Annotated in this window: 25 protein-coding genes, 1 tRNA gene and 3 pseudogenes; 16 read left to right on the forward strand and 13 right to left on the reverse strand. The window is 58.3% G+C overall.

What is annotated here, in order from left to right:
* Window positions 1-24: 24 nt before the first annotated feature.
* Window positions 25-534: a winged helix-turn-helix transcriptional regulator gene (locus AO353_RS22585; protein WP_054596965.1), complete on the reverse strand. Its 510-nt coding sequence runs from the start codon at window positions 532-534 to the stop codon at window positions 25-27.
* A 115-nt stretch (window positions 535-649) separates the two neighbouring features.
* Here AO353_RS22585 and fabF point away from each other — a divergent pair, with 115 nt between their 5' ends.
* A complete protein-coding gene (gene fabF, locus AO353_RS22590; RefSeq protein ID WP_054596966.1) occupies window positions 650-1,918 on the forward strand; it encodes a beta-ketoacyl-ACP synthase II in 1,269 nt (422 codons plus the stop codon).
* An 85-nt stretch (window positions 1,919-2,003) separates the two neighbouring features.
* Here the strand turns inward: fabF and AO353_RS31890 are convergent, their stop codons facing one another.
* Window positions 2,004-2,135, reverse strand: a complete 132-nt coding sequence (locus tag AO353_RS31890) for a hypothetical protein (RefSeq protein WP_256583881.1) — start codon at window positions 2,133-2,135, stop codon at window positions 2,004-2,006.
* Between the two features lie 162 nt (window positions 2,136-2,297).
* On the opposite strand from AO353_RS31890, the gene AO353_RS22595 reads away from it, so the two are divergent.
* The 3 genes from AO353_RS22595 (at window position 2,298) to AO353_RS22605 (ending at window position 3,574) form a co-directional block, all read left to right on the forward strand.
* Window positions 2,298-2,849 (forward strand): papain-like cysteine protease family protein, encoded by a 552-nt coding sequence (locus AO353_RS22595; protein ID WP_054596967.1) that lies wholly within the window; start codon window positions 2,298-2,300, stop codon window positions 2,847-2,849.
* A 222-nt stretch (window positions 2,850-3,071) separates the two neighbouring features.
* Complete coding sequence (locus AO353_RS22600) at window positions 3,072-3,305, forward strand: hypothetical protein (protein WP_054596968.1); 234 nt, start codon at window positions 3,072-3,074, stop codon at window positions 3,303-3,305.
* 59 nt (window positions 3,306-3,364) lie between these two features.
* Window positions 3,365-3,574: a hypothetical protein gene (locus AO353_RS22605; RefSeq protein ID WP_054596969.1), complete on the forward strand. Its 210-nt coding sequence runs from the start codon at window positions 3,365-3,367 to the stop codon at window positions 3,572-3,574.
* Window positions 3,575-3,622: 48 nt separating this feature from the next.
* Here the strand turns inward: AO353_RS22605 and AO353_RS22610 are convergent, their stop codons facing one another.
* The gene (locus tag AO353_RS22610) at window positions 3,623-4,084 is read right to left on the reverse strand and encodes a hypothetical protein (protein ID WP_054596970.1); all 462 of its coding nucleotides are present in this window, start codon (window positions 4,082-4,084) and stop codon (window positions 3,623-3,625) included.
* A gap of 475 nt (window positions 4,085-4,559) precedes the next feature.
* Here AO353_RS22610 and AO353_RS31220 point away from each other — a divergent pair, with 475 nt between their 5' ends.
* The 3 genes and pseudogenes from AO353_RS31220 (at window position 4,560) to AO353_RS22615 (ending at window position 5,577) form a co-directional block, all read left to right on the forward strand.
* Entirely contained in the window at window positions 4,560-4,706 is a 147-nt protein-coding gene (locus tag AO353_RS31220; RefSeq protein ID WP_158246534.1) for a hypothetical protein, read from the forward strand.
* 12 nt (window positions 4,707-4,718) lie between these two features.
* Window positions 4,719-4,919 (forward strand): annotated as a pseudogene (locus tag AO353_RS32255) (lysis protein); the annotation flags it as partial.
* A 127-nt stretch (window positions 4,920-5,046) separates the two neighbouring features.
* Window positions 5,047-5,577, forward strand: coding sequence for a GNAT family N-acetyltransferase (locus tag AO353_RS22615; RefSeq protein WP_054596971.1), 531 nt, complete (start codon window positions 5,047-5,049; stop codon window positions 5,575-5,577).
* 84 nt (window positions 5,578-5,661) lie between these two features.
* Here AO353_RS22615 and AO353_RS30080 read toward each other — a convergent pair.
* From AO353_RS30080 to AO353_RS22625, 3 genes and pseudogenes are all read right to left on the reverse strand, one after another.
* Window positions 5,662-5,933, reverse strand: a pseudogene (locus AO353_RS30080) (SOS response-associated peptidase family protein); the annotation flags it as partial.
* Window positions 5,934-6,276: 343 nt separating this feature from the next.
* Entirely contained in the window at window positions 6,277-7,110 is an 834-nt protein-coding gene (locus AO353_RS22620) for a WG repeat-containing protein (protein WP_054596972.1), read from the reverse strand.
* A gap of 257 nt (window positions 7,111-7,367) precedes the next feature.
* A pseudogene (locus AO353_RS22625) lies at window positions 7,368-8,105 on the reverse strand (SOS response-associated peptidase family protein).
* A 92-nt stretch (window positions 8,106-8,197) separates the two neighbouring features.
* On the opposite strand from AO353_RS22625, the gene AO353_RS22630 reads away from it, so the two are divergent.
* The 3 genes from AO353_RS22630 (at window position 8,198) to AO353_RS22640 (ending at window position 11,131) form a co-directional block, all read left to right on the forward strand.
* Window positions 8,198-8,911, forward strand: a complete 714-nt coding sequence (locus AO353_RS22630) for a TetR/AcrR family transcriptional regulator (protein WP_237142917.1) — start codon at window positions 8,198-8,200, stop codon at window positions 8,909-8,911.
* 117 nt (window positions 8,912-9,028) lie between these two features.
* Complete coding sequence (locus AO353_RS22635; protein ID WP_054596974.1) at window positions 9,029-9,892, forward strand: NAD(P)-dependent oxidoreductase; 864 nt, start codon at window positions 9,029-9,031, stop codon at window positions 9,890-9,892.
* A 21-nt stretch (window positions 9,893-9,913) separates the two neighbouring features.
* On the forward strand, window positions 9,914-11,131 hold the full coding sequence (locus AO353_RS22640; protein WP_054596975.1) for an MFS transporter: 1,218 nt from the start codon (window positions 9,914-9,916) through the stop codon (window positions 11,129-11,131).
* A gap of 247 nt (window positions 11,132-11,378) precedes the next feature.
* Here AO353_RS22640 and AO353_RS22645 read toward each other — a convergent pair whose 3' ends face one another.
* Window positions 11,379-11,588, reverse strand: a complete 210-nt coding sequence (locus AO353_RS22645; RefSeq protein WP_054596976.1) for a hypothetical protein — start codon at window positions 11,586-11,588, stop codon at window positions 11,379-11,381.
* 217 nt (window positions 11,589-11,805) lie between these two features.
* Window positions 11,806-11,893 (reverse strand) — tRNA-Ser (locus AO353_RS22650).
* 124 nt (window positions 11,894-12,017) lie between these two features.
* Between AO353_RS22650 and AO353_RS22655 the strand changes: the two genes are divergently transcribed.
* Window positions 12,018-12,689 carry a Bax inhibitor-1/YccA family protein gene (locus AO353_RS22655; RefSeq protein ID WP_054596977.1) on the forward strand — a complete coding sequence of 224 codons (672 nt, stop codon included), beginning with the start codon at window positions 12,018-12,020 and terminating at the stop codon, window positions 12,687-12,689.
* A 64-nt stretch (window positions 12,690-12,753) separates the two neighbouring features.
* Here AO353_RS22655 and AO353_RS22660 read toward each other — a convergent pair whose 3' ends face one another.
* Both AO353_RS22660 and AO353_RS22665 read right to left on the reverse strand, forming a co-directional pair.
* Complete coding sequence (locus AO353_RS22660) at window positions 12,754-13,083, reverse strand: YceK/YidQ family lipoprotein (RefSeq protein ID WP_054596978.1); 330 nt, start codon at window positions 13,081-13,083, stop codon at window positions 12,754-12,756.
* 57 nt (window positions 13,084-13,140) lie between these two features.
* Complete coding sequence (locus AO353_RS22665) at window positions 13,141-13,578, reverse strand: Lrp/AsnC family transcriptional regulator (RefSeq protein ID WP_019690796.1); 438 nt, start codon at window positions 13,576-13,578, stop codon at window positions 13,141-13,143.
* 133 nt (window positions 13,579-13,711) lie between these two features.
* Between AO353_RS22665 and AO353_RS22670 the strand changes: the two genes are divergently transcribed.
* Window positions 13,712-14,605, forward strand: a complete 894-nt coding sequence (locus AO353_RS22670) for a DMT family transporter (RefSeq protein ID WP_054596979.1) — start codon at window positions 13,712-13,714, stop codon at window positions 14,603-14,605.
* Between the two features lie 7 nt (window positions 14,606-14,612).
* Here AO353_RS22670 and AO353_RS22675 read toward each other — a convergent pair whose 3' ends face one another.
* Window positions 14,613-15,692, reverse strand: coding sequence for an FUSC family protein (locus AO353_RS22675; protein WP_173860003.1), 1,080 nt, complete (start codon window positions 15,690-15,692; stop codon window positions 14,613-14,615).
* A 30-nt stretch (window positions 15,693-15,722) separates the two neighbouring features.
* Window positions 15,723-17,348 (reverse strand): NADP-dependent glyceraldehyde-3-phosphate dehydrogenase, encoded by a 1,626-nt coding sequence (locus AO353_RS22680; RefSeq protein ID WP_054596981.1) that lies wholly within the window; start codon window positions 17,346-17,348, stop codon window positions 15,723-15,725.
* A gap of 319 nt (window positions 17,349-17,667) precedes the next feature.
* On the opposite strand from AO353_RS22680, the gene AO353_RS22685 reads away from it, so the two are divergent.
* Window positions 17,668-18,555, forward strand: coding sequence for a Dyp-type peroxidase (locus tag AO353_RS22685; protein WP_054596982.1), 888 nt, complete (start codon window positions 17,668-17,670; stop codon window positions 18,553-18,555).
* A gap of 122 nt (window positions 18,556-18,677) precedes the next feature.
* On the opposite strand, the gene AO353_RS22690 is transcribed toward AO353_RS22685, so the two are convergent.
* A complete protein-coding gene (locus tag AO353_RS22690; protein WP_054596983.1) occupies window positions 18,678-20,423 on the reverse strand; it encodes an amidohydrolase in 1,746 nt (581 codons plus the stop codon).
* 104 nt (window positions 20,424-20,527) lie between these two features.
* Between AO353_RS22690 and AO353_RS22695 the strand changes: the two genes are divergently transcribed.
* Genes AO353_RS22695 through imuA form a run of 3 tightly spaced genes read left to right on the forward strand, consistent with a single transcriptional unit; the run spans window position 20,528 to window position 22,727 of the window.
* Entirely contained in the window at window positions 20,528-21,445 is a 918-nt protein-coding gene (locus tag AO353_RS22695; RefSeq protein WP_054596984.1) for a LysR family transcriptional regulator, read from the forward strand.
* A 47-nt stretch (window positions 21,446-21,492) separates the two neighbouring features.
* On the forward strand, window positions 21,493-22,110 hold the full coding sequence (gene lexA, locus AO353_RS22700) for a transcriptional repressor LexA (protein ID WP_054596985.1): 618 nt from the start codon (window positions 21,493-21,495) through the stop codon (window positions 22,108-22,110).
* Window positions 22,110-22,727 carry a translesion DNA synthesis-associated protein ImuA gene (gene imuA, locus AO353_RS22705; RefSeq protein WP_054596986.1) on the forward strand — a complete coding sequence of 206 codons (618 nt, stop codon included), beginning with the start codon at window positions 22,110-22,112 and terminating at the stop codon, window positions 22,725-22,727. Before lexA ends, imuA begins: the two co-directional genes overlap by 1 nt.
* The last annotated feature ends 6 nt before the right edge of the window (window positions 22,728-22,733 follow it).

Raw genomic sequence — 22,733 nt, forward strand, 5'->3', positions numbered from 1 at the left:
CGCGCTCATCCGCTGTACTGCTCCTCAATCGACCTGGCAAGGCTCATCCGGGTCAGCCATGGATCCCAGCCGCTGACGCATGCCCGCGCTGGCGGCTGGTCCGGCCTGTACGCTGCACTGGTCCAAGGGCACAAGATGGCCATCGGTGATATCCGCCATCATCGGCAGCACCGGCCGCCCAGTCTTCCGCTCGACAATCTGCACGCTTTCCCCTTCTGGAGCGTAATGGCGATTGCCCCAGGCCACAAAGGCCATGAGCACCACGCGGAAATCTTCGCCCTTGGCAGTCGGCACGTATTGGTAGCGCAACGGGCGCTGACTGTAAGGCTGACGCTCGAGCAGACCCGCCTCCACCAGCGAGTTCAAGCGTCTGGTGAGCATGTTCGGGGCAATATCCAGGCTTCGGGAAAACTCCTCAAAGCGTCTCAGGCCATGCAGGGCATCGCGCATGATCAAAATGCTCCACCACTCGCCAACCCTTTCCAGGCTGCGGGCAATCGGACATTCGGCATGGATGAGGGTCTTGCGCTGCATGGCAGTTCCTTACGGGGGGGGGGGCAAACATTTGTTGGTCCGGTATGTTACTTTCATAATGATAGTGACGTCCATATGTCGCTACCCCCCAATATGCAGAAGGAGCTAGACCAACATGAACAAACGTATCGTCGTCACAGGCATGGGCGCACTGACCCCACTTGGCTGCGGAGTCGAGCAGATATGGCAACGCCTTCTTGCCGGGCAGTCGGGGATCCGCCAGTTGCCGCCGGAGCTAATCGGCGATCTGTCTATCAGCATCGGCGGCCAGGTTCCCGACCGCACCCAAGACCCTGAGGCCGGCTTCGATCCGGATCTACTGCTGGCACCAAAAGAACAGCGCAAGATGGACCGCTTCATTCTGTTCGCCCTGGCAGCGGCCCATGAAGCGTTGGCACAGGCCGGCTGGGCGCCGCAAACCCCAGCGGCACAGGAGCGCACCGCCACCATCATCGCTTCGGGTGTGGGCGGATTTCCGGCGATTGCCGAAGCTGTGCGGACGACTGACAGCAAGGGGCCGCGACGCTTGTCACCCTTCACCATTCCATCATTTCTAAGCAATATGGCCGCCGGTCATGTCTCAATCAGTCATGGCTTCAAGGGGCCGCTGGGGGCTCCAGTGACGGCGTGTGCGGCGGGCGTCCAGGCCATCGGCGACGCTGCGCGGATGATTCGTGCAGGGGAAATTGACGTAGCGCTCTGTGGCGGGGCGGAAGCGGCCATTCACCGGGTCAGCCTGGCTGGCTTCGCTGCCGCACGCGCCCTGTCGAGCGATTACAACGACACCCCGGAACGCGCCTCGCGCCCCTTCGATCAGGCCCGCGACGGTTTCGTCATGGGCGAGGGCGCCGGCCTACTGGTCATCGAAGAGTTGCAACATGCCCTGGCGCGCGGCGCCAGGCCCATCGCTGAACTGGTGGGTTATGGCACCAGCGCCGACGCGTACCACATGACTGCCGGGCCGGAAGATGGTGACGGCGCCCGCCGGGCCATGCAGCAGGCACTGCGCCAAGCCGGTGTGGAAGCATCCCAGGTTCAGCACCTGAATGCCCACGCCACCTCGACCCCGGTGGGCGATAAAGGTGAGCTGGCGGCAATCAAAGCCCTATTCGGCATAGGCAGCGGCCTTGCGATCAGTTCGACCAAATCCGCCACTGGCCACCTGTTGGGTGCTGCGGGGGGGATCGAGGCGATCTTCACCGTACTTGCGCTGCGCGATCAGGTGGTCCCGGCGACACTCAATCTGGAAGCCCCGGATACCGCTGCCGAAGGCCTAAACCTGATTCGCGGCCGGGCCCAGCACCTGCCCCTGGAATATGCACTGTCCAATGGCTTCGGTTTCGGCGGGGTCAACGCCAGCGTGCTGTTCCGACGCTGGATTTAAAACTGGGTATTCAGTCCGGTTTTCAGTGTCGTTGAGGTTTCAGCACCGGTAGGTCGAGACCTCAACATCCCCCAGGACATTGGTCCTACCAATCAACCGCCCCACTGACCGCCTTCGACTCTGCTATCGGGGTATTTAAGAAATGAAAATCCGAATTCACAAACTCCGCAGGATCGATGCCGACCGGGGCGACAGGCAAAACAGTTTCTTCAGGCATGACTGTTCCTTTACCGCTATAGCGGCTGACTTTGAAGGGGGGGATTCAGTGGTAGCGCTGCAGTCGAATGATCAACCTGATGATCGGTTACAGCCTCATTAGCACTGTCAACAACGAGCAGGGTCTTGGCAAAAAATGTGCCCATCAACTACAAATGAATAGATGGGTAGCCAGTTCTACGTTTCGGGTTTGTTTGATGGGCTTTCTAATAGAAAGGGAATTTATATGTCATATGAAGGCGTAACTCGAGAAAAATTCTTTACTGTTTTTCCAAAAATTGAAATACAGAAGGTTAGTCATAGTTGTTGGGCTGCGAGTTTTTCGGTATTGATGAGACTAAATGGTGTGCAGGTTTCGGAACAGGCTGTGATTGGTTTCTATCCTGAGTGGGTTTATGATGGTATTACCTTTGATCAGTTGTATGGTCTTGCTGAATATTATAATAAGTTTCATTTTTCAAAGGAGAGCGGACTTGTACATGGCGTGCGCGAGATTAAGGCCTATAAAAAGCTGGAGCCGATTTTGCAGTATGCAGGTCAGTATTCAGGTTTTTTGGTTTTTGTTAAGCAGCACTATGTAGTGGTGCTTGGCTATGATGCTGCTGCTAGTACAATTGATTATTATGATCCTTGGTTCGGAGTTATTGAGACGTGCGATCTACAATATTTTTTGAAATGGGGTACTCAGCACACATTAGTAGTTGCTGGGGATTAATATTTGAGTTGTAGATGTTTACGGGCGTCGTCTGGCTTGTTCGAGAATAAAGGGGCGGGCTCATTCGCTGGTGGTACCAGCTGGGTTACGGTCGCGACAACGAATCGGTAAAGATGCTGCGAATATCAAGCTTTCGGTTTCCTGTGGGCATGGGACGTCCTATGCCGGGCCATGCCCCGACAGTGGAGTGCTACGATGCGGTCACCTTAAAGAGATCACCACATGACCAAGCACGATATTTATGACGAGCACGAAGGATTTCGGCTCTGGAACTACATGGAGTGCGAAACACTGGAGAGCGGCCAGGAGGTCTGGCGGATCAATGTCGAGGTGAAGCGCGTTGATGAGGTGGTGATTCCGGTTGTGGCCGGTGACCAGACTTACGCTGACCGCGGGCTGGCGCAGGTAGCGGGCCGGGAGCAGGGGGCGTGGATGGTTGCTGAGCGAGGCCTATAGGTTTTCTGTGGGTACGGGGGAGTCCTACACTCTGCTGACGTACCAATGAAGTGTCGGCCATGAATGTTGATGAGTTTGTGAAAAAGGTTTTCGAAATTGCGGATGAGCTTGAGTATTGCGTTGAGCTGCGCCGCCCGGGCAGAAGCATCTGCTTCAATAAGACCAGCGACAAGTGGCTGAGTGAACATCACATCCGAGCACTGTTTCCGGCGATCCTTGATCCCGAATTGTCTGATCGGGATATTAGGCTCTGTACGAGAACTACCTGATCGCCACTCGGCGACTTTTCGTACAGACCCTGGCAAGCAGAAGGTGGGTCAGTGCACCAATGATGGTTGGGTAGCGACCGAGACGGTGAAGGTCACGACAAACAGCACGACGAGCGCCCAGAACATCACCATAACTGTCAGCATGACGACCTTCAGGCTTTGATAAAGCCAGCGCAACCAATGGCCTTCGGGTTTTGCTTCTGAGCGGGTTCTGAGTACGCCTTTCAAATAGAAGCCGAGGAGGGCCAGCAGTGCGCCATCAATGAACAGCGCAGGCAGGCCGGCTTCGGGGAAAATGCTTCCCCACCGATAGAATGACGACCGGCTCAGGAACACCACATAACAAATCAGGCTGCCGTAGGGGACGGCTCTCCACCATTTACCGGCCAGCGCTCCGACCATCAGGCACATAATCACCATGAACGGGTTGAGGAGAATATTGATCATCCACTCCAGTACATTGGGGAAGTAGTTCGGGGAATGGATGCTGCGCCAGATGTGTTCAAACATTGTTCAGGTTCCTGCCTTCTATGAAGTAAGTGTTGCTTCGGTGCTTCCGTGCCGCTGCATGGTATCGGCGTATTGTCGGGTTACATAAGTCCTGTTGTGTAAATTAGGGTCTGTACGAAAAGTCGCCGAATGTCTCAAGGGAGCCCACCAGGGCTGTCGAGTGAGTTCAGCTCGCCTTGGTGATAAATGGGTGATTGATACAGGGCTTATTGTTTTTGATGTGGTGTGACTCTGGCTATGCTGGCTCAACGATCTCGTCACCAGGGTCGCGCTTCAGCTCTGCCAGGCTCTCATTCCGAAACATTCGCGCCACGTTTTCGCTTATCTGCACTTTGTGGCGCGGACTCTCGATTGCCTGGTATGACAGAGTCGGTCCGAGCGCATGGCTGTCGCTGCGGGCTTCGCAATTGCGGCAACTGCTGGAGCGGCTTTCATCGGGGAGGGCGTTGGTGCTGGTTGTGCAGGTGCTGGCTCGATGGGCGTGCAGCCGAACGATGTGATCGATATCAAGAACCCGGCGACCCTGCGCGCGGTGATGCTTGGGATCATTGTTCACGAAAACAGCGGGAGTCCCTATCCGGATGCCGTGTTCGAGGAAGGGCTGCGCAGGGCGTTGCTGTGAATGCCTCGGTGTGTGTCAGTCCTCATCGACGCAGCGGATTCAGCCAGTGGTTGCGCAGTGCCAACCGCTACCGGCGCCGGCAGTGTGGTTCATGAAGGAGCGCGCGCCCGACTTGCCCCAGCGCATGCTCAATGAATTATCGGCATCACCGATGACGGTGATCAGGGATTGATTGCGCTGGCGGCATGTCGGGCGTATGTGAGGGAAGTTAATCAATGGGGGGGATGTTGGGTCGACAGAACACCAAAAATAGACAGTATTGTAGCGACATGCAATTTTGTAATCTTGCTCAACAGAAAGAGTCTTCTGTCACAAAATTACTCAGCATTTAAGGAGCGGTATGAGCATAGGGATAACGCTGCGCGAGCTTGAGCTTGGCGACATTGACGATCAGTATCTGTCTTGGTTCAACAATGATGACGGGCATTTGAATTACTTTACTGGGTCCGGCCGTGTATTCACGAAACAGATGATCACGGAAGATTACAAAAAAGGAGTCGAGTCAGGCCTGTGGACTTATTTTCTGATTGAGAGCGATAGTGGAGAAAAGATAGGGAACGTGAAAATAGGTCCAATGGACCTGAAAAATAAGACCTCAGACCTTGTGTGTTTGATCGGGAATCGAAAGTTTATTGGTCAGGGGGGTGCTAAAAAAGCCATCGCCTTAGCTAATGAAATCGCCTTTTCAAGATTCGATATCCGGCGTCTTCAGGGAGGGATGCTCTCGGGAAATATTGCGTCGATAAAAGCGTACACCGCAGCCGGCTGGGTTGTTGAGGCCACGTTGAATGGCTACTACTGGGTAAACGGCGAGGCCGTGGATAGAGTATGCGTGTCATGCTTGAATCCAGAGTATTTTCCGAAGGGGTGAGTTGTATTGCGCGATGCCCGGTCGGCAGGACGCCGGGGGTATCGCTTGAGGTGAGGGCGTTGCCATGTCCAGCCACTCACGCGCCGCCTGATCCTTCCGGCGAATCAGATACGGCTGTTTTTTTCGCCGCCCTCATCCACCCATTCGAACCAGTTATTTATTGCGATGATCGTTCGATGTAGCCAGATCGCACGAAAGAAAGGACCATGGGCGACTTTTTCTGCTCTTGCGTTGATCGGTGCTGCGCGATCTTTAGCACAGTTCGGACGCCATCCCCAACGAACTATGTCGACGTGCAGACACTGGTCTTCCAGGTGGAAGAAGGCACGCTGAGTACTCGGCGCGGCGTTGTAACGACGTGGCAAGCGCTACCTTTTTGCGGCTATCCAGTTTCTTCATCTGCACATCCCGTTGATGTTCCACAACCTGCTTGGCCTCGACGGCCGTACTGCGCAGTACGGTGCGGAAAATCTCGAAGCGGCCATTGGCACGCGTGGTGTCGGGGTCTTCGAGGCACGCCTGTAAGGAGTCCACTGCAGTCAGCAGGTTCTCAATTTGCTGCAACAGCTTGGTTTGCTCTTGCGTTGCCCATGGAGTCACTCTTTCTTGAACTTGATGTCACCGGCGCTGGCAACGAAATGGTTGCAAGTGGGCGGGTTGGGTGGTGATACCAAAGGCCTCAACCGCAGGTCGCAGCACTTATGGAGTTGCTTGCTGCCAATCACCAATTAGCTCCTCCGTCCCTTGCTTGTCTACGCGGTAGACCTTCCCGTCTCGAACTAATTCGGCATAACCTTCAAAGAAAAAAGCGCGCTTGTCATAGCGCATAGGGATTATGACCTTGCCAGCTTTATCAATGAACCCCCATTTACCATCGATTGCCACTGTGAAAAGATTATCATTGAGGTATTTTCCGGCCCACACATTATAAGCAATTTGATCATAATTTAACGGCGTTAACTGATTGCCTTTCATGTCGTATATCATGCCGTCGCGTGCGCCTTTAAAGGCAATTATAACCCCTTCGGAAATAGATGGTTTGGTCCTAAGTACTGGCTCAATTATGTTGCGCCCTGCAGTATTAATAACTCCCCAACCATGTTCTCCCTTTACTATCGCAAGGCCTCCGTGCTCGTCTCTGAAGTAGTCTATCTCTTTATACAGAAGGGAGATAACTATATTTCCCTTTGCGTCTAGATATCCGCACTTGCCTTCAGTGCAAACACCAACAAGTCCATGATTGAAATTCAAACCTTTATCATACTCGAAGGGTATAGCGATTCCCCCGTTCTGATCGATGTAGCCTATCTTCTTGTCTATTCTTGCAATGCTTATACCTCCCTTAAATAGCAATACATTTTTGTAGATTGGTGGAATCACAATCACACCATTCTTATCTTTAGCCCCCCAGCTTCGATTCAGCTCAAAGGGAATCGGATACTCGTCAGCATTATTATTTCCAGCAGATGCGTGGCTGGAAAAAATGCAAAAAACAAAAAAATACAAACCCCATATCACTCGTACAGCAACCATAAATTTGATTCCATTCAAAAATTTTCGGGTTAATTCGGGAGACTCTGAAGGGGTTTAAGACACTGCGTTCCGCCTCCGTGAATGCTTGGGTGGGACGGCAAAACCCAACCAGTGCTCCGGATGACCCAACCGAGACAGCAACGTGCCATGGAGCAAGCTTACCGCGCTCCAGCAGGCAGGGCAGCGAAAATCAGGGCGTCGTTCATTGATACGCTGCATGTGAGGCGAGCCAAACTTCGAGCAGACCGCCTACTATATCATCCATGCTGAGGAACTTCGGCGGCACCCGACAGGACTCGGGGATGTGGAGTGTCTAGGTGCGGGTGTCTGATCAGGCTTGCGCCTTGGTTGCGCACATTGCCAATCGCTACGCTGACCTTGAACCATTCGAAGTCCTCGGACGGCTCTCCCTGTTGAATCATCATATGCTCGGCGCGCTCCTTGGGTGTGGCCGGGTCGAGCCATTCCCGTGCCAGTTCCGGCGCAAGCACCACCGGTCGCCGGTCATGAATGTCGACCATGCCGCTGGCGCTGTCGGCGGTGATGATCACAAAGCCGTCGTGCTCCCCAGGGCCTTCATCGCTATCGGGAAACTGGCCGATGGAGGCACACAATATCGGTGAACCGTCCCGGTGCCGGATCAAATAGGGTTGCTTCTTCGGTCCTCCTTCATCGACCCATTCAAACCAGTTATCAATGGGCGTGATGGCGCGGTGTGGCCAGATTGCTCTGAAGAACGGGCCGTGGGCGACCTTCTCGACCCTGGCATTGATCGGCGCCGCACGATTCTTCGCCCAGTGCGGGCGTCATCCCCAACGCACCCGGTCAGCGTGCAGAGTATCGCCTTCGAGGTGGAGCAGGGCGACCAGAGTCGACGGGGCGACGTTGTACCGCTCGAGCGGCTGATCGCCTAGGGTGTTGACTCGGGCGTTAGGCATGCTCAGCGCCGCAACGAAGTCGTGGATTCCTCTGTACTGGGAAAGTCTTCCGCACATTGGCAAAGTCCTCCAGTGGAGGTTTCAGCTTAGCTGAGTCTGGAACTGCTCATCTCCGTGAAAAACCGGTACCGGCTCTAAGAGCGTTGATCATGGCGGAGCGCACCGCTGACTTGCGCCGGCCATGTTTCATGGCATATCGATGGACGATCCGATTGTTGTTGACGCTCCAGAAAGCACATCGTAAATTATTGGGAACGATCATTCCAATTGTATGGATTAGCATGCGCACCAAGGAATTTGAACCCGACGAAATCGCCGATGCCGCCATGCGCGTCTTCTGGGAGCGCGGCTATGCTGCGACCTCTGTGCAGGATCTGGTCGAAGGCACGGGGCTGTCGCGCAGCAGTCTCTACAGCACGTTTGAGAGCAAGCAGGGGCTCTATCAACAGGCGCTGCGCCGATACCAGGCAATAACTACGGCCAATGTGGAACTGATGGCCGGCCCCGGTTCGACAAAAGATGTGATCCAGCAACTTCTGATGCGCATTGTGGAGGACGAACTGGGCGATCCACAGCGGCGCGGCTGCCTAGTTGCCAATGCGACGCTGGAGCTGGCGGGTCATGACGAGTCAGTGGCCGAACTGGTGGCCCATAACTTCCAGCGCCTTCTGAAGGCGCTGGAGAAACTGATCATCCGGGGGCAGCAATCAGGCGAGATTGCTGCCGAGAAGAACCCGCGTGCGCTGGCCCGTTTCTTTGTCAACACCATGCAGGGGATGCGTGTACTGGGCAAGGGCAGCCCTGCGCGGCAGCGTCGCCAGTGCCTACTGGATGTGATCGACGTGGCGCTCAATACGCTATAACCACCCACCCGCCATCCTGGTGCATCGGAGTGCACAGGGATGGCGGGTTTTGTTTGATCTAAATTGGAATGATCATTCCAGTTAGGGGGTCTTCATCCGCTATCAAAAGGAGTTCATGTGAGCATTAACCAGAAAACCACCATCGCTATCCTCGGCACTGGCCTGATCGGCGCTCCCGTAGCGCGCAATATGCGCAAGCGGGGGTTCACCGTGCATGCCTGGAATCGCACCGCCGCCAAGGCACAGGCTTTGGTGGATGACGGCATCCTGGCATTCGACAGCCCGGCCGATGCTGTAAGGGGGGCCGACATCATCGTGACTGTACTTAAGGATGGTCGCTGCGTTCAGGAAGCCATACAGGCAGCGGCACCGGCCTTGAACAAGGCCGCCGTCTGGCTGCAATTGAGCACCGTGGGTATCGAGGCCATCGAGACGCTTTCCTCGTTGGCCGAGCAGTATGGATTGGTGTTCTATGACGCTCCGGTGCAAGGCACTCGCCAGCCAGCCGAACTAGCGCAACTGATCATTCTGGCGTCTGGTCCGGTCGAGCAGCGCGAAGTCGTTCAGCCAGTCTTTGATGCGATCGGCAAACGCACCTTGTGGGTGTCCGAGCACGCGAGCGCTAGCAGCCGCTTGAAGCTCGCCCTCAACAACTGGGCCTTTGCGCTGACCCACGGGCTCGCAGAGAGCCTCGCGCTTGCCAAAGGGCTGGGCGTCGATCCGGCGTTGGTGGTGGATGTGGTCACGGGCGGTCCGATGGACAGCAGCTATTTCCAGGCCAAGGCCGCCACCATCCTGGCCGAGGAATACACCGCTAGTTTCTCCATCGTCAATGCAGTGAAGGACGCAAGTTTGGTGGTCGAGGCAGCCGCCCAAGTCGGTGTGCGGATGGATGGGGCGCAGGCCGGTCTTTGCCGCTTCGAGCGTGCGCTGGAAGCTGGGCACGGCGCCAAGGACATGGCCGCGTCCTATCTCGCCTGACATACATAAGGAGAACACCGTATGAGCATCCGAAATCAAGAAACTCCCGTAACCGTTCATGAGGCAATCGCTGTAGGGCTACCTGTCTGGAAGCTGCTGGCGTTCACGATGGCGGGTTTCCTTGCCATCATGACCGAGACTATGCCAGCCGGTCTGTTGCCGCAGATTGGCGAGGGCCTGGGTGTCTCCGAAGCCTTGGCGGGCCAGTTAGTGACCCTGTATGCACTGGGGGCGGTACTGGCCGCAATCCCGATCATCGCCGCCACACGCAGTTGGAACCGCAGGCCGTTGCTACTGCTGGCCATTGGCGGTCTGCTGGTCTTCAATTCCGTCACGGCTTTGTCTGCCCACTATGAGCTAATCCTGGCAGCGCGCTTCGTCGCTGGTATGGCGGCCGGCGTGATATGGGGGCTGCTGGCCGGATATGCACGGCGCATGGTGCCCCAGCACCTGCAGGGACGAGCACTGGCAATAGCGGGCGTTGGCCAGCCCATTGCCTTGGCCATCGGCGTGCCGTTGGGAACGTGGCTGGGCACCTTGTTCGATTGGCGAGGCGTGTTTTGGATCATGTCGGCGTTGTCGCTACTGCTATTTGCCTGGGTGCGGTTGGCGGTGCCGGACTTCGCAGGACAGTCCGCCAGACAGCGCGTGCCGATCCGACGCATCTTCCTGATGCCCGGCATCCGTCCGGTACTGCTCGCGCTATTCGCGTGGATATTGGCGCACAACGTTCTCTACACTTACATCGCGCCCTTCCTGGCGTCGGTGGGGCTTGGGCATCGGGTGGACGCCGTGCTGGCGTTGTTCGGTGTGGCCTCCATTATGGGAATCTGGATCACCGGCGTGCTGGTGGATCGCTGGCTGCGCACACTGACCTTGCTGAGTCTGACCGTGTTCACCGTAGCGGCACTGATGTTGGGTTTCTCGGGCGGCTCGGCGCTGGTGGTGCTACTGGGCGTTGCGACATGGGGTCTGACCTTTGGCGGTGCACCGACGTTGCTACAAACCGCTCTGGCTGATACGGCTGGCGAGGGGGCCGATGTGGCGCAATCCATGCTGGTGACGGTCTTCAACCTGGCTGTGGCCGGTGGCGGCGCGGTGGGCGGTGTCTTGCTGGAGCGTCTCGGGCCTGCGTCTTTTCCGTGGGCATTGGCCGTGTTGGCGTTGCTGAGCCTGTCGGTGGTCTGGTCGGCCGGAGTGCATGGCTTCCGGCCAGGCCATCGCATCGCTGCTTCTTGATCGAAGGCATCCCGTGTAAAGGACCGCGATGAATACTTAGCACGATGTGGTGTGACGGCTCTTGCGCTGATGATTTTTTTGAGGGGGGCGACGTATCTGGTGGCTTCGGAATGGTTGCCACCGGATCGGCCCATCACGACGTTACTCTTAATCCTACTGCCGGTAAGTGTGCTGCTGTCGCTGCTCACCTGGCATCTGCCCGCACCTAGTGATTGCAGGCGCCTGGGCGCTCTGTTGGCATTGAACGTCACTCTGGTGCCATCAGCACCGCAAGCGCCATTTTGATGAACTCCTCATTCCGGTCGATCGTGTCCAGGGCGCCGCATAAGTTGTCGACGGCGTTGGCCGAGCCACTCCGCTCAACCCGGTTCGATAGCCTCAGGATGGCTGACTCTAGGGCGAGTTGGTTTTCGTTGATATTGAACAGCAGGGAAGGAAGCAGGTCTGATTTTGGCATCGCGAATCCTCCGTGGAGGCTTTAGCTTCGCAGATGAAATATCGTGTTACACGACGGGGAAATGGAGCGGTCGAGGGAGGGGGCGGAAGGGCTGAAAAACGGGCTTAGTTCTGGAACACTTCCAAAATAGTTCTGGAACACATGCCGAGCGCCGAGATTTTCACCAAACCCCAGAAACGACAAAGCCCTGAATAATCAGGGCTCTAACGTACAAATATGGCGGAGGCGATGGGATTCGAACTCATGGACCTGTTACAGTCGACGGTTTTCAAGACCGTTGCCTTAAACCACTCGGCCACACCTCCGTATTGCGTTGCGGGCGCCATAATACCTGAATGAAACACACTGTCAAACTCTCTGCGTAGCTTGTTACAGAGCGTCTGTTATGATCTTTGCGACTGAACGTTTCAAACCAACAGGAGTGTCGCCATGCGCGAACAGGATTACGCAGTTAATAACAGCGTGCAGGCTGAGCAGCTAGAGGTTAGCCGCGTCCTGCGCAACACTTACGGCTTACTCGCCCTTACGCTCGCATTCAGCGGTGTGATGGCGTTCGTCGCTCAGCAGATGCGTGTCGGCTACCCGAACGTGTTTGTGGTGCTGATCGGCTTCTACGGGCTTTTCTTTCTGACCAACAAGCTTCGTGACTCGGCCTGGGGCCTGGTGTCGGCGTTTGCCCTGACCGGTTTCATGGGGTTCCTGCTGGGCCCGATTCTCAACCGTTACCTGGGCATGCAAGGCGGCGCTGAAGTGGTCAGCTCGGCTTTCGCGATGACCGCACTGGTATTCGGTGGTTTGTCGGCCTATGTGCTGATTACCCGCAAGGACATGAGCTTCCTCGGTGGTTTCATCACCGCTGGTTTCTTCGTCCTGCTGGGCGCGACGCTGGCGGGCATGTTCTTCAAGATCAGCGGTCTGCAACTGGCGATCAGCGCGGGCTTCGTGCTGTTTTCTTCGGTCTGCATTCTGTTCCAGACCAGCGCCATCATTCATGGTGGCGAGCGTAACTACATCATGGCGACCATCAGCCTGTATGTATCGATCTACAACCTGTTCGTCAGCTTGTTGCAGCTGTTCGGCATCATGGGCCGCGATGACTGATCGCCAGCCTTGAGCAAAAAACCCGCTACGGCGGGTTTTTTGTTGTCTGGCATTCGAGCTGGGCTCACTCAGTGACGATGATGCTGCCGTCGGCCTGTTGCCGGTAAATGGTGTAGGGCAGCAACACAGTGTCGAGAGCACCGGAAATAACGGCGTCTATCAAGACGATAATCGTGGCGTTGTCATATTTTTGCGCGTCGACGCCTGAGCGCAGGGGGGCATACAGTGTGCAGAAATCGTAGGTCACGCCGCTGTAGATTCGAGGGACGGCGCCGCAGTAGCTTTTCTGTTTCTTGAGGCTCTTTATGGCCGCATCGTCGTGGCGCACCACTGTCTGGATGGTGCCGCACCCCGCGAGCATCAGTGCTGCCAATAACATTGCCTGAGCTTTCATACCGCCAATCCTTCGCCGGAAAGTCCTCAATCTACGCGGTTCGAAACAAAACAGCACTCACGCCATCGGCGGCAACCGCCGTTTCACCGGGGTCTTCTTGACGATTGCAGTATTGGTTTCGGCATAGCTGTTGAGGCGGTCGAGCAGGGTGTCCAGCTGTTCCATCGAACGCACGTGCAGGCGCGCGATGAAGCAGTCATCGCCGGTGACCTTGTCGCATTCGGTGAACTCGGGAATGGCCTGGATCTGCCGTTCGACATTCTGCAACTGGCCGGGCAACGGGCGAATACGCACGATGGCCTGCAGTTGATAACCGAAGCATTTGGGATCGATGTCGACGGTGTAGCCCTTGAGCACGCCACGCTCTTCGAGTCTGCGCAGGCGCTCGGCGACGCTGGGTGAGGACAGGCCGCTGATCTGTGCCAGGGCCTTGAGTGAGCGTCGGGAGTCTTCCATGAGGGCGGCGATCAGCAGTTGGTCAATGTCGTCAGTCATACAACCCCCGATTAGGCAAATACTGGAATCTGCCTTGATAAAAAAGGTGAACTGGCAGTTTAGCCTGCATTTGACGCTGGAGTGGCACGGCGCTGGATTGGCATACTTTGGGCTCATATCGAGGAGCCTGATCATGGATAAAACACTGCGTCGTGGTTCGTTGGAAATGACCGCCGCCATGCTTATTTCCGGGACCATCGGATGGTTCGTGCTGGTATCCGGCCAGCCCGTGCTGGACGTGGTGTTCTGGCGCTGTGTGTTCGGCGCTGCGACCTTGCTGCTGATTTGCGCAGTGTTCGGCTTTCTGCGCCCGGGCATTCTGACCCGCCCCACGTTCCTGCTGGCGGTGCTCAGCGGGGGTGCGATTGTCGGTAACTGGGTGCTGTTATTTGCTTCCTATTCCCGGGCCTCGATTGCCATTGGCACTGCAGTCTACAACGTGCAACCGTTCATGCTGGTGGGTCTGGCAGCGTTGTTTCTCGGCGAGAAGATCACCGCGCAAAAGCTGTTCTGGCTCGGGGTTTCATTTCTCGGGATGCTGGCAATCGTCAGTGCCCATGGCGAGCAGGGCGCGGGGGGCGGTGAATACTTGCTGGGGATTGCACTGGCCTTGGGCGCCGCGCTGCTTTATGCCTTTGCCGCGCTGATCATCAAACGCCTGACCGGCACACCGCCGCATTTGATCGCGTTGATTCAGGTCTGCACCGGCGTGCTGTTGCTTGCACCCTGGGCGAATTTTTCCGCGTTGCCGCAACAACCCAGCGCTTGGGCCAGTTTGCTGACATTGGGCATTGTGCACACCGGCGTGATGTACGTGCTGCTGTACGGCGCGATACAGAAACTGCCGACGGCACTAACTGGCGCACTGTCGTTTATCTACCCGATTGCGGCGATTTTCGTCGACTGGTTCGCCTTCGGCCATCGCCTCGAACTGTTGCAGTGGATCGGTGTGGTCGCGATTCTGCTGGCCGCTGCCGGTATGCAACAGGGGTGGGGCAACGGCGTCCGTAAAGTCGCGACGCAGTGACCGGCGCTCAGATTTTCCAGCGTGGGGCGGTCTTCACCAAGCGCAGGCGCATGTCATTCAGGTTGGCGGTCAGTTGTCGGGTCAGTAATCGGTAACCGTCCAGCGCGCTGTAGACCGGGGTGCCCATGGCGGCCTGCGGTGCGGTTTCATCGGTCGCGCGCTCCAGGCGTTGTGTCGTACCGGATTGCAGCGCCCGGGCCATGCCAATCAGTAACACGCGAACCTGCTGGTGCTCGGCTTTCAACGCCAGTTGCATTTGTGCCATGGCCTGTTCGTCGTTGGCTTCGGGGCGGGTGTTGGCGAGGATTTCCAGGGTGCTGATACACATCCGTAAATTGCGCTGGAGGGCGTCGAGTTCGGTCATGGACATTCGCACTTCCTTGGACACCGACGGCATCAACGAGCGCAGTTGCACCATCATCCCGTTGAGACGGCTGAGCATCTTCAGGTAGTGGTCATCGGTGACCGACTGGCCACTGATGATTCGGCTGTAAATGCTCGCGCAGTCGCGCAAGGCACTGGCGAGTTTGTAGCGCCAGGAGTACACCGCGTAAAGCGGGAGTGCGAAGGAAAAGGCCAGGGCCAGGACGATCCCGATAAGAATATCGACTGTGCGCCAGAGTCCGTCGGTCACCGGGTTATCGCCGTGTCCGGCGACGATGAATACGGTGATGGCCGACAACAGCGCGGTGTAACCACCTTTGCCAATTGCGTGGTAGGAGAAGAACCCGCAGACCACCGACATACCGAAGTAAGTCAGCCACGGCATGCCGAGCCAGGCCTGCTGCGCCACCAGCAGCAAACCCACGCCAGCACCGATCAGCGTGCCATACGCGCGCTCGGCAGCTTTTTTGCCGATATTGCCGTGGTGCTGCAAACCACCGATCACCACCAACATGGTTACCGACGCCCATTCACCGTGGGGCAGATGGATCCCGGTGGTCAGCAGAATCGTCGCCAACAGCCCTAGCGACACCCGAACGGCGTGGATCAGTTTGGCGTTGCGATAGCGCCGGTACGGGTCCAGAAGCGGACGCAGCAGCCGGCGCAGCAACGGAGGCAATCGAGATGATCGAAAGGCTGTCATCGGGTTCGCAGGGTGTCCTCGGTGTGCGTGTTAGAAAATATAGTCGGTGGTGAGGAAACTCGACTCCCGTCCGCGGATGATGTCGCTGATCAGTTCCTTGTTGCTCTCCTGGAACTTGGTCGCCACCAGCGTGCGGATCGAGAAAGTCCGCAACGCGTCGTGCACCGACAGCGTGCCTTCGGCCGAATTCTTGCGCCCGTTGAACGGGAAGGTGTCTGGACCGCGCTGGCACTGGGCGTTGATGTTGATCCGCCCGACCTGATTGGCAAAGATATCCACCAGCCGCCCAACCTCGGCAGGATTGGTGCCGAACAGGCTCAATTGCTGCCCGAAGTCTGACTCGAGGACGTAGTCGATCACCGTGTCCAGGTCACGATAAGGCACGATAGGCACCACCGGGCCGAACTGCTCTTCATGATAGACGCGCATGTCGGTGGTCACTGGGTACAACACCGCCGGATAGAAGAACGAACCGCGTGCCTGGCCGCCATTCTCGTTCACCACGTTGGCGCCTTTTCTCATGGCATCGTCCATCAGCCCATGCAGGTAATCGACCTTGCCTGACTCCGGCAGCGGCGTCAGAGACACACCGCTTTCCCACGGCATGCCGGGTTTGAGCGAGGCCAGCTTGTGGTTGAATTTCTCGATGAAACGGTCGACCACTTGCTCGTGAACGAAGAGGATTTTCAGCGCAGTGCAGCGCTGACCATTGAACGACAGCGAACCGGTGACGGCTTCGTTGACCGCATTGTCCAGATCCACCTCGGGCAGCACGATGCCGGGGTTTTTCGCGTCCAGCCCTAACGCTGCGCGCAAGCGGTGCGGTTTCGGGTGCAGTTTCTTCAGGTCACTGGCGGCCTTGTTGGTGCCGATGAAGGCAAAGATGTCGATCTTGCCGCTGGCCATCAGCGCGCTGACGGTCTCGCGGCCGCTGCCGTAGATCACGTTGATCACCCCGGCCGGGAAGCTGTCGCGGAACGCTTCCAGCAACGGGCGAATCAGCAGGACGCCGAGCTTGGCCGGTTTGAACACCACGGTGTTGCCCATGATCAGCGCCGGAATCAGCGTGGTGAAGGTCTCGTTCAGCGGGTAGTTGTAAGGTCCCATGCACAAGGCGACGCCAAGCGGCACGCGGCGGATCTGGCCGAGCGTGTCCTGTTCCAGTTCAAATCGGCTGGAGCGACGGTCGAGTTCCTTGAGGGCGTTGATGGTGTCGACGATGTAATCGCAGGTACGGTCGAACTCTTTTTCCGAATCCTTGAGGTTCTTGCCGATCTCCCACATCAGCAGCTTGACCACCGCCTCGCGCTGTTCGCGCATGCGGGAGAGGAATGCTTCGACATGCTGAATCCGCTCGGCCACCCGCATCGTTGGCCAGCTGCCCTGACCACGATCATAGGCACGGACGGCGGCGTCGAGGGCGGTTAATGCGGTGTCGGCGTCGAGCAGTGGGGTGCTGCCGAGAATGACTTGCTCATCACCATTTTTGCCGGTCAGGTAGACCGGGCTGCGGACGATTGCCAGAGGGCCGTTCCAGATTTTCAGGACGCCATCGACAAGGTATTCACGTTGCTCGGTTTGCCCGTCGAGACGGTATTGCTCCGGGATGTCGCGGGCGGTCGGGAACAGGTTGCCAAGGATGTTTTCTGTGCTCATGTCGCTACCCCGTCTGGATTGGGTGATGCGGATAAGGTTTTTATCGCCAGACACTGCCATGAGGTCAAGACCTGTCAGCCGTGTCTTTTTCTGGAATGACGGCGATGGCTACACATCATTCTGATGCCGGTTTTGGCTCGGCATAGGATGTGCGCCATGATTAGCATTGCTGAATCGTTTTATCAGATTGCTTCGGCAACTGCTACGGAGGATTTGAGCGACATCAGCACAGTTTCGTGTCTGCACCGCTCTTGCACCTTTCAACACACACAAACTGCCGCGTGCCGGGTAAACTTCATGCCTTTCCAGAGGAGTTCTCATGAGTTACTACCAGCCGGGCATCCTTGCCACCCCCGTTCCGCCTCAGGCGCGTCATTTGTTTTTCGCTCTCGAATCCGCCGAAGCTCTGCCGGCTGCGCTCGACAACCTGATGAAACTGGTGGACGGCAAGTCGGCGGTGGTCGGTTTTGGCAAGTCGCTGGTCAATGCACTGGGCGCGAAAGTAGCGGGGCTGCGACCGTTTCCGGCGATGATCGGCGTTGGCGTCGATAACCCTTCGACCCAGCACGCGCTGTGGTGCTGGTTGCACGGTGAGGATCGCGGCGAGTTGCTTAATCGTAGCCGCGCCCTTGAAGTTGCGCTGGCTCCGGCGTTGCGCCTGGTGCAGATGAATGAAGCCTTCCGTCATATGAGTGGCCACGACCTGACAGGCTATGAAGACGGCACCGAAAACCCCCACGACGAAGCCGCCGTTGCCGCAGCGCTGGTGGCCGAGGGTGAGGACAGTCCGGTGGGTGGCAGCTTCGCCGCGATCCAGCAGTGGCAGCATGACCTGAGCGGTTTTAATGCGATGCCGTCCCATGAGCAGGACAACATCATTGGTCGCCGCAAGAGCGACAACGAAGAGCTCGACGACGCGCCGATCTCCGCCCACGTCAAACGCACGGCCCAGGAAAGCTTCACCCCCGAAGCCTTCATTGTGCGCCGTTCGATGCCGTGGATAGAAGGTGATCGTGCCGGCCTGATGTTCCTGGCCTTCGGTCATTCCTTCAACGCCTTCGAAGCCCAACTGCGCCGCATGAGTGGCCTGGAAGACGGCGTCGTTGACGGTCTGTACCGCATGAGCCGGCCGATCACCGGTGGTTACTACTGGTGCCCTCCGCTCAAGGACGGCCAGCTGGATCTGCGTGCACTGAACATCGGCTGAAGACTAACGCAGATCCTGTAGGAGCAAAGCTTGCTCGCGATGAACGATATCGCGGTGTATCAGACATACCGCCATCGCGGGCAAGCCTTGCTCCTACGGATCGGGGGGGCGCTAATCGCTTTTTACTGTGCGGCGGGGGCATAGACTTCGCGGCCGGCGAACCAGGTGCTCAGCACCCGAGTGTCGTGCAGGGCTTTTTCATCGACCTTGAACACATCGCGGTCGACGATAATGAAGTCCGCCTGCTTGCCGGGCTCAAGCGAACCGATCTGCTGTTCCAGGCCAATGGTGCGGGCGGCATTGACGGTGTAGGCGTAGAACATCGTCTCGCGGTCGATGCCCTCGGCGGCGTTCAATACGCCTTTGGGCCCGACACGGGTGATGGCCTGGGCCATCGCATTGAACGGGTTCGGCGATGACACCGGCCAGTCACTCGCACCGGCAATCGTTGCGCCTTGCTTGAGCAACGAGTGCGCCGGGTACTGATAGCGGAAGGCGAGCGCGCTGACGTACGGCTTGATCATGTCCAGGGTGTACTCGTCAGCCGAGGCCCAGAGCAGCTGCATCGAGGCGATCACATTGAGTGGCTTGAAGCGGGCGAACTCCTTGGGGTTGACCAGTTGCAGGTGAGTGATGGAGTGGGTCACGCCGCTTTGCCGATCCTTGCGCGCCTGCTCGATGCCGTTCAACGACTCGCGCACCGCACGGTCGCCAATGGCGTGGATGTGCACCAGCCAGCCGCGTTGGTCAGCGGCACTGACCAGCTCACCGAAATGCGCCGGATCGATCAACAGCTCACCCTGTTTGTGCGAGTTGTTGTAGGGATTGATCAGCGCCGCGCTCTGCGCCGGAAATTCCAGTACGCCGTCGGCGAAGATCTTGATGCCGGGCAAGCTCAGGTTCGGGATGTCCTGGAACTGCTTGCGCACCGTGTCCAGCGTCTCCAGATCGGCCGGGCGGCTTCGCGGGTTGGCCACCAGCAGCGCGGCGATGTGCGCGCTCATGGCCCCGGTTTCAGACAGCGCCTTGTACACCGGCAGGACGCCGACGGTTTTCTCCGTGGGCTTGAGGGCGAACACCGGTTCCCCCGGCGCGGCGTTGGCGGCCGGGTCCATCCAGGCGGTGATACCCAAACTGTTGTTGAACCGCAGCGCGGCCTGGGCGGCTCGCAGCAGGTCCGCCGGACTGGCTTTGGGCATGACTGAAGCGACCCGGTCCCAACCCGCATCCACCAGAAAACCGTTGGGCGCGCCATTCGCCAGGCGGCCGATGGTGTCGCGCTCGGCGGCGGGCAGGGTGTTGATCAGTGCAGCGTCGATCCCGGCCCGCGTGAGCATCACGTTGTTGGCCCAGGCGGTGTGGTGGTCGCTGCCGATGAACACGATCGGCACCTGCGCCCATTCACCCTGGTTGAAACGCTGGGCAAAGGCTTCGGCTTGCGCCCAGTAGGTCGAACTCATGCCGGCCACACTCAGCACATCGCCGTGTTTTGCCTTACCGTCGTCACGCCAGCCGCGCAGACGTTTTTCCAACACATCGAGACTGACCTGTTCATCTTCCATGTTGGCCGAGGCCAGTTCGAGGCCGCCGAAGATCGCGTGTGAATGGCTGTCGATCAGGCCGGGCATCAGGGTTTTACCCGCCAGATCGATGACCCGGGTCGAGGGCTCGATCAACGCCTTGATCTGCGCGTCGCTGCCGGCCTGCAACACTTTGCCGTCCTCCACTGCCAGGGCCTGGACCTTGGGTTGGGCGTGGTCGGCGGTGAAGATCTTGCCGTTGATCAATACCAGATCGGCGGCGGCCATGGCTTCCATCGAGGCAAAAGCCACGGCGCAGCTCAGGAGTGTCGGGATAACTCTATTCATGCGGGATGCCTTGTTTTTATTCGTCTGGCAGCGAGACTAGTGGCTTGGCACGCTGGGCAGAACACCTGAAACCAGCAAAACCCTTTTGCCTGAATGGAAAAACCATGGACACGCTCAGTGCCTTGAAAATGTTTGTTGCGACCGCAGAGCACGGCAGTTTCAGCCGTGCCGCGCAGCAACTGGGCAAGACCCCGTCGGCGCTGACCAAAGCGGTCAGTCATCTGGAGGATGAGCTGGGTGCGCGCTTGTTCGAGCGCAGCACGCGGCGCACTTTATTGACTGAGGTCGGGCGGCTTTATCTGGAGACCGCGCGCCAGGTGTTGCAACGCCTGCAAGAGGTCAGCGAAGAGATCCTGCAGGTGCAGCATGGTTTGCAGGGCACGCTGAAAATCACTGCGCCGCTGGCCTTTGGTCGGGCCTTTCTCGACGAGGCGTGCGCAGGCTTTCTCGATGAGTACCCGCAAATCAGTTTGCACATCGACCTGTGCGATGAGTTCGTCGATCTGCTTGAAAGCGGCTACGACCTGGCGTTGCGTGAAGGTCATGACGACCTGCCCGGACAGATCGCCCGAATCATCGGTGAGAATCGCCTGGCCCTGTGTGCCAGCCCGGATTACCTGGCGCGCAACCCGGTTCCGGTGACGCCGCAGACCCTCGATCAGCATCACTGGCTGCTCTATCACCATGCGGCCCTGAGCCGTGAATTCTGGTGGGTCGAGCGCGACGGTCAACGGCTCAGCTTGCCCCAGCCGTCGCGGCCGCGCCTGAAGAGCGACAATTACGACTTGCTGCTGGCCAGTGCGCTGGCGGGACGCGGGCTGCTGCACGCACCGCTGTGGAGTGCCGCGCCGTATCTGGCAGATGGTCGGCTGGTGCGGTTGATGGCCGACTACGAGATTGATCCGGACGCGTTCGGTTCGCACATCCTGGCGGTGTATCCCAGCCACCGTCGCGCCACTGCCAAGGTGGCGGCTTTCATCGATTTCATTTCGGTTTTTCTGCGCCAGCGCGGCTTGGGCTAAGCGTTACGACTGGCGGTTATTGTCAGGAAAACCCGAGAGGAGTACAAATGTACTCCATGACGACTTTGACTCCCCGCCGTACCGCCATCCTGACCTTCATCCGCGACCGTATCGCGCAACAAGGCCAGTCACCGAGCCTCGCTGAAATCAGCGAGGCGTTCGGTTTTGCCTCACGCAGCGTGGCGCGCAAGCATGTGGTGGCGCTGACCGAGGCCGGTTTCATCGAGGTCAATCCGCACCAGGCCCGCGGTATTCGCTTGCTCAATCAGCCGCGTCGCCCCGAGTTGCTGGACATCCCGGTACTCGGGCGGGTGGCCGCCGGTGTGCCGATGGGAGTCGATGCCGAGGTGCACAGCCGCTTGTGGCTGGATCCGGCAATGTTCTCGCGCACACCGGACTACCTGCTGCGGGTTCAGGGCGACTCGATGATCGGCGACGGCATTCTCGACGGTGATCTGGTGGGCGTGCGCCGCAGTGCCGAGGTGCGGAACGGCCAGATCGTCGTTGCGCGGCTTGAGGGCGAAGTCACCATCAAGCGCTTTGAGCGGGCAGGGGACAGCGTGCGGTTGCTGCCGCGCAACCCGGATTACAGCCCCATTGTGGTCGCCGCCGATCAGGACCTGGCGATTGAAGGGGTGTTCTGCGGTCTGGTGAGGCAAGGGTGATGGGCGCCGTCGTTGCGCTGGATACGCTGTTCAATGGCGGCCAGGTCTGGAAAGGCCGGCCCGCGCCGCCGAGCATCAGCCCGCAACCGACCGGGCATGCGGCACTGGACGCGGCGTTGCCCAGCGGCGGCTGGCCGGAAGCGGCACTGAGCGAAATCCTTGTCGCCGGGCAGGGCGTGGGTGAGTTGCAGCTGGTATGGCCAACCTTGGCCCGACTGACGACCGCTGGTGAGCGGGTGGTGCTGGTAGCGCCGCCGTATGTGCCGTATCCCCAAGCCTGGCAGAACGCCGGGGTGGATTTGCGGCAATTGTCGATCATCCAGGCCAGTGACCGCGAGGCACTGTGGGCGGCGGAACAATGCCTGCGCTCAGGCAGTTGCGGGGCGGTGTTGTGCTGGCCGCAACAGGCGGATGACCGCGCCTTGCGCCGTTTGCAGGTGGCGGCGGAAACCGGGCAGACCCTGGCGTTTGCCTATCGCTCGATCAAGGACGCTATCAATCCTTCGCCGGCAGCCCTGCGCATCGCCATCGATTCAAGGCCCGCGCAGTTAAGGGTGCTCAAGTGCCGTGGCGGGCTGGCCCGTTCGGCACCGATTGCCTTCGCCACCGGGCAGTGAGGTTGG

Source organism: Pseudomonas fluorescens (genome assembly GCF_001307155.1).
GTDB lineage: Bacteria > Pseudomonadota > Gammaproteobacteria > Pseudomonadales > Pseudomonadaceae > Aquipseudomonas > Aquipseudomonas helvetica.

What these genes read in the sequence shown, in the direction of transcription:
- AO353_RS22585 (WP_054596965.1), bottom strand. Translation starts at nt 534, where the DNA reads ATGCAGCGCAAGACCCTCATCCATGCCGAATGTCCGATTGCCCGCAGC.
- fabF (WP_054596966.1), top strand. Translation starts at nt 650, where the DNA reads ATGAACAAACGTATCGTCGTCACAGGCATGGGCGCACTGACCCCACTT.
- AO353_RS31890 (WP_256583881.1), bottom strand. Translation starts at nt 2,135, where the DNA reads ATGCCTGAAGAAACTGTTTTGCCTGTCGCCCCGGTCGGCATCGATCCT.
- AO353_RS22595 (WP_054596967.1), top strand. Translation starts at nt 2,298, where the DNA reads ATGGGTAGCCAGTTCTACGTTTCGGGTTTGTTTGATGGGCTTTCTAAT.
- AO353_RS22600 (WP_054596968.1), top strand. Translation starts at nt 3,072, where the DNA reads ATGACCAAGCACGATATTTATGACGAGCACGAAGGATTTCGGCTCTGG.
- AO353_RS22605 (WP_054596969.1), top strand. Translation starts at nt 3,365, where the DNA reads ATGAATGTTGATGAGTTTGTGAAAAAGGTTTTCGAAATTGCGGATGAG.
- AO353_RS22610 (WP_054596970.1), bottom strand. Translation starts at nt 4,084, where the DNA reads ATGTTTGAACACATCTGGCGCAGCATCCATTCCCCGAACTACTTCCCC.
- AO353_RS31220 (WP_158246534.1), top strand. Translation starts at nt 4,560, where the DNA reads ATGGGCGTGCAGCCGAACGATGTGATCGATATCAAGAACCCGGCGACC.
- AO353_RS22615 (WP_054596971.1), top strand. Translation starts at nt 5,047, where the DNA reads ATGAGCATAGGGATAACGCTGCGCGAGCTTGAGCTTGGCGACATTGAC.
- AO353_RS22620 (WP_054596972.1), bottom strand. Translation starts at nt 7,110, where the DNA reads ATGGTTGCTGTACGAGTGATATGGGGTTTGTATTTTTTTGTTTTTTGC.
- AO353_RS22630 (WP_237142917.1), top strand. Translation starts at nt 8,198, where the DNA reads ATGGCGGAGCGCACCGCTGACTTGCGCCGGCCATGTTTCATGGCATAT.
- AO353_RS22640 (WP_054596975.1), top strand. Translation starts at nt 9,914, where the DNA reads ATGAGCATCCGAAATCAAGAAACTCCCGTAACCGTTCATGAGGCAATC.
- AO353_RS22645 (WP_054596976.1), bottom strand. Translation starts at nt 11,588, where the DNA reads ATGCCAAAATCAGACCTGCTTCCTTCCCTGCTGTTCAATATCAACGAA.
- AO353_RS22655 (WP_054596977.1), top strand. Translation starts at nt 12,018, where the DNA reads ATGCGCGAACAGGATTACGCAGTTAATAACAGCGTGCAGGCTGAGCAG.
- AO353_RS22660 (WP_054596978.1), bottom strand. Translation starts at nt 13,083, where the DNA reads ATGAAAGCTCAGGCAATGTTATTGGCAGCACTGATGCTCGCGGGGTGC.
- AO353_RS22665 (WP_019690796.1), bottom strand. Translation starts at nt 13,578, where the DNA reads ATGACTGACGACATTGACCAACTGCTGATCGCCGCCCTCATGGAAGAC.
- AO353_RS22670 (WP_054596979.1), top strand. Translation starts at nt 13,712, where the DNA reads ATGGATAAAACACTGCGTCGTGGTTCGTTGGAAATGACCGCCGCCATG.
- AO353_RS22675 (WP_173860003.1), bottom strand. Translation starts at nt 15,692, where the DNA reads ATGACAGCCTTTCGATCATCTCGATTGCCTCCGTTGCTGCGCCGGCTG.
- AO353_RS22680 (WP_054596981.1), bottom strand. Translation starts at nt 17,348, where the DNA reads ATGAGCACAGAAAACATCCTTGGCAACCTGTTCCCGACCGCCCGCGAC.
- AO353_RS22685 (WP_054596982.1), top strand. Translation starts at nt 17,668, where the DNA reads ATGAGTTACTACCAGCCGGGCATCCTTGCCACCCCCGTTCCGCCTCAG.
- AO353_RS22690 (WP_054596983.1), bottom strand. Translation starts at nt 20,423, where the DNA reads ATGAATAGAGTTATCCCGACACTCCTGAGCTGCGCCGTGGCTTTTGCC.
- AO353_RS22695 (WP_054596984.1), top strand. Translation starts at nt 20,528, where the DNA reads ATGGACACGCTCAGTGCCTTGAAAATGTTTGTTGCGACCGCAGAGCAC.
- lexA (WP_054596985.1), top strand. Translation starts at nt 21,493, where the DNA reads ATGTACTCCATGACGACTTTGACTCCCCGCCGTACCGCCATCCTGACC.
- imuA (WP_054596986.1), top strand. Translation starts at nt 22,110, where the DNA reads ATGGGCGCCGTCGTTGCGCTGGATACGCTGTTCAATGGCGGCCAGGTC.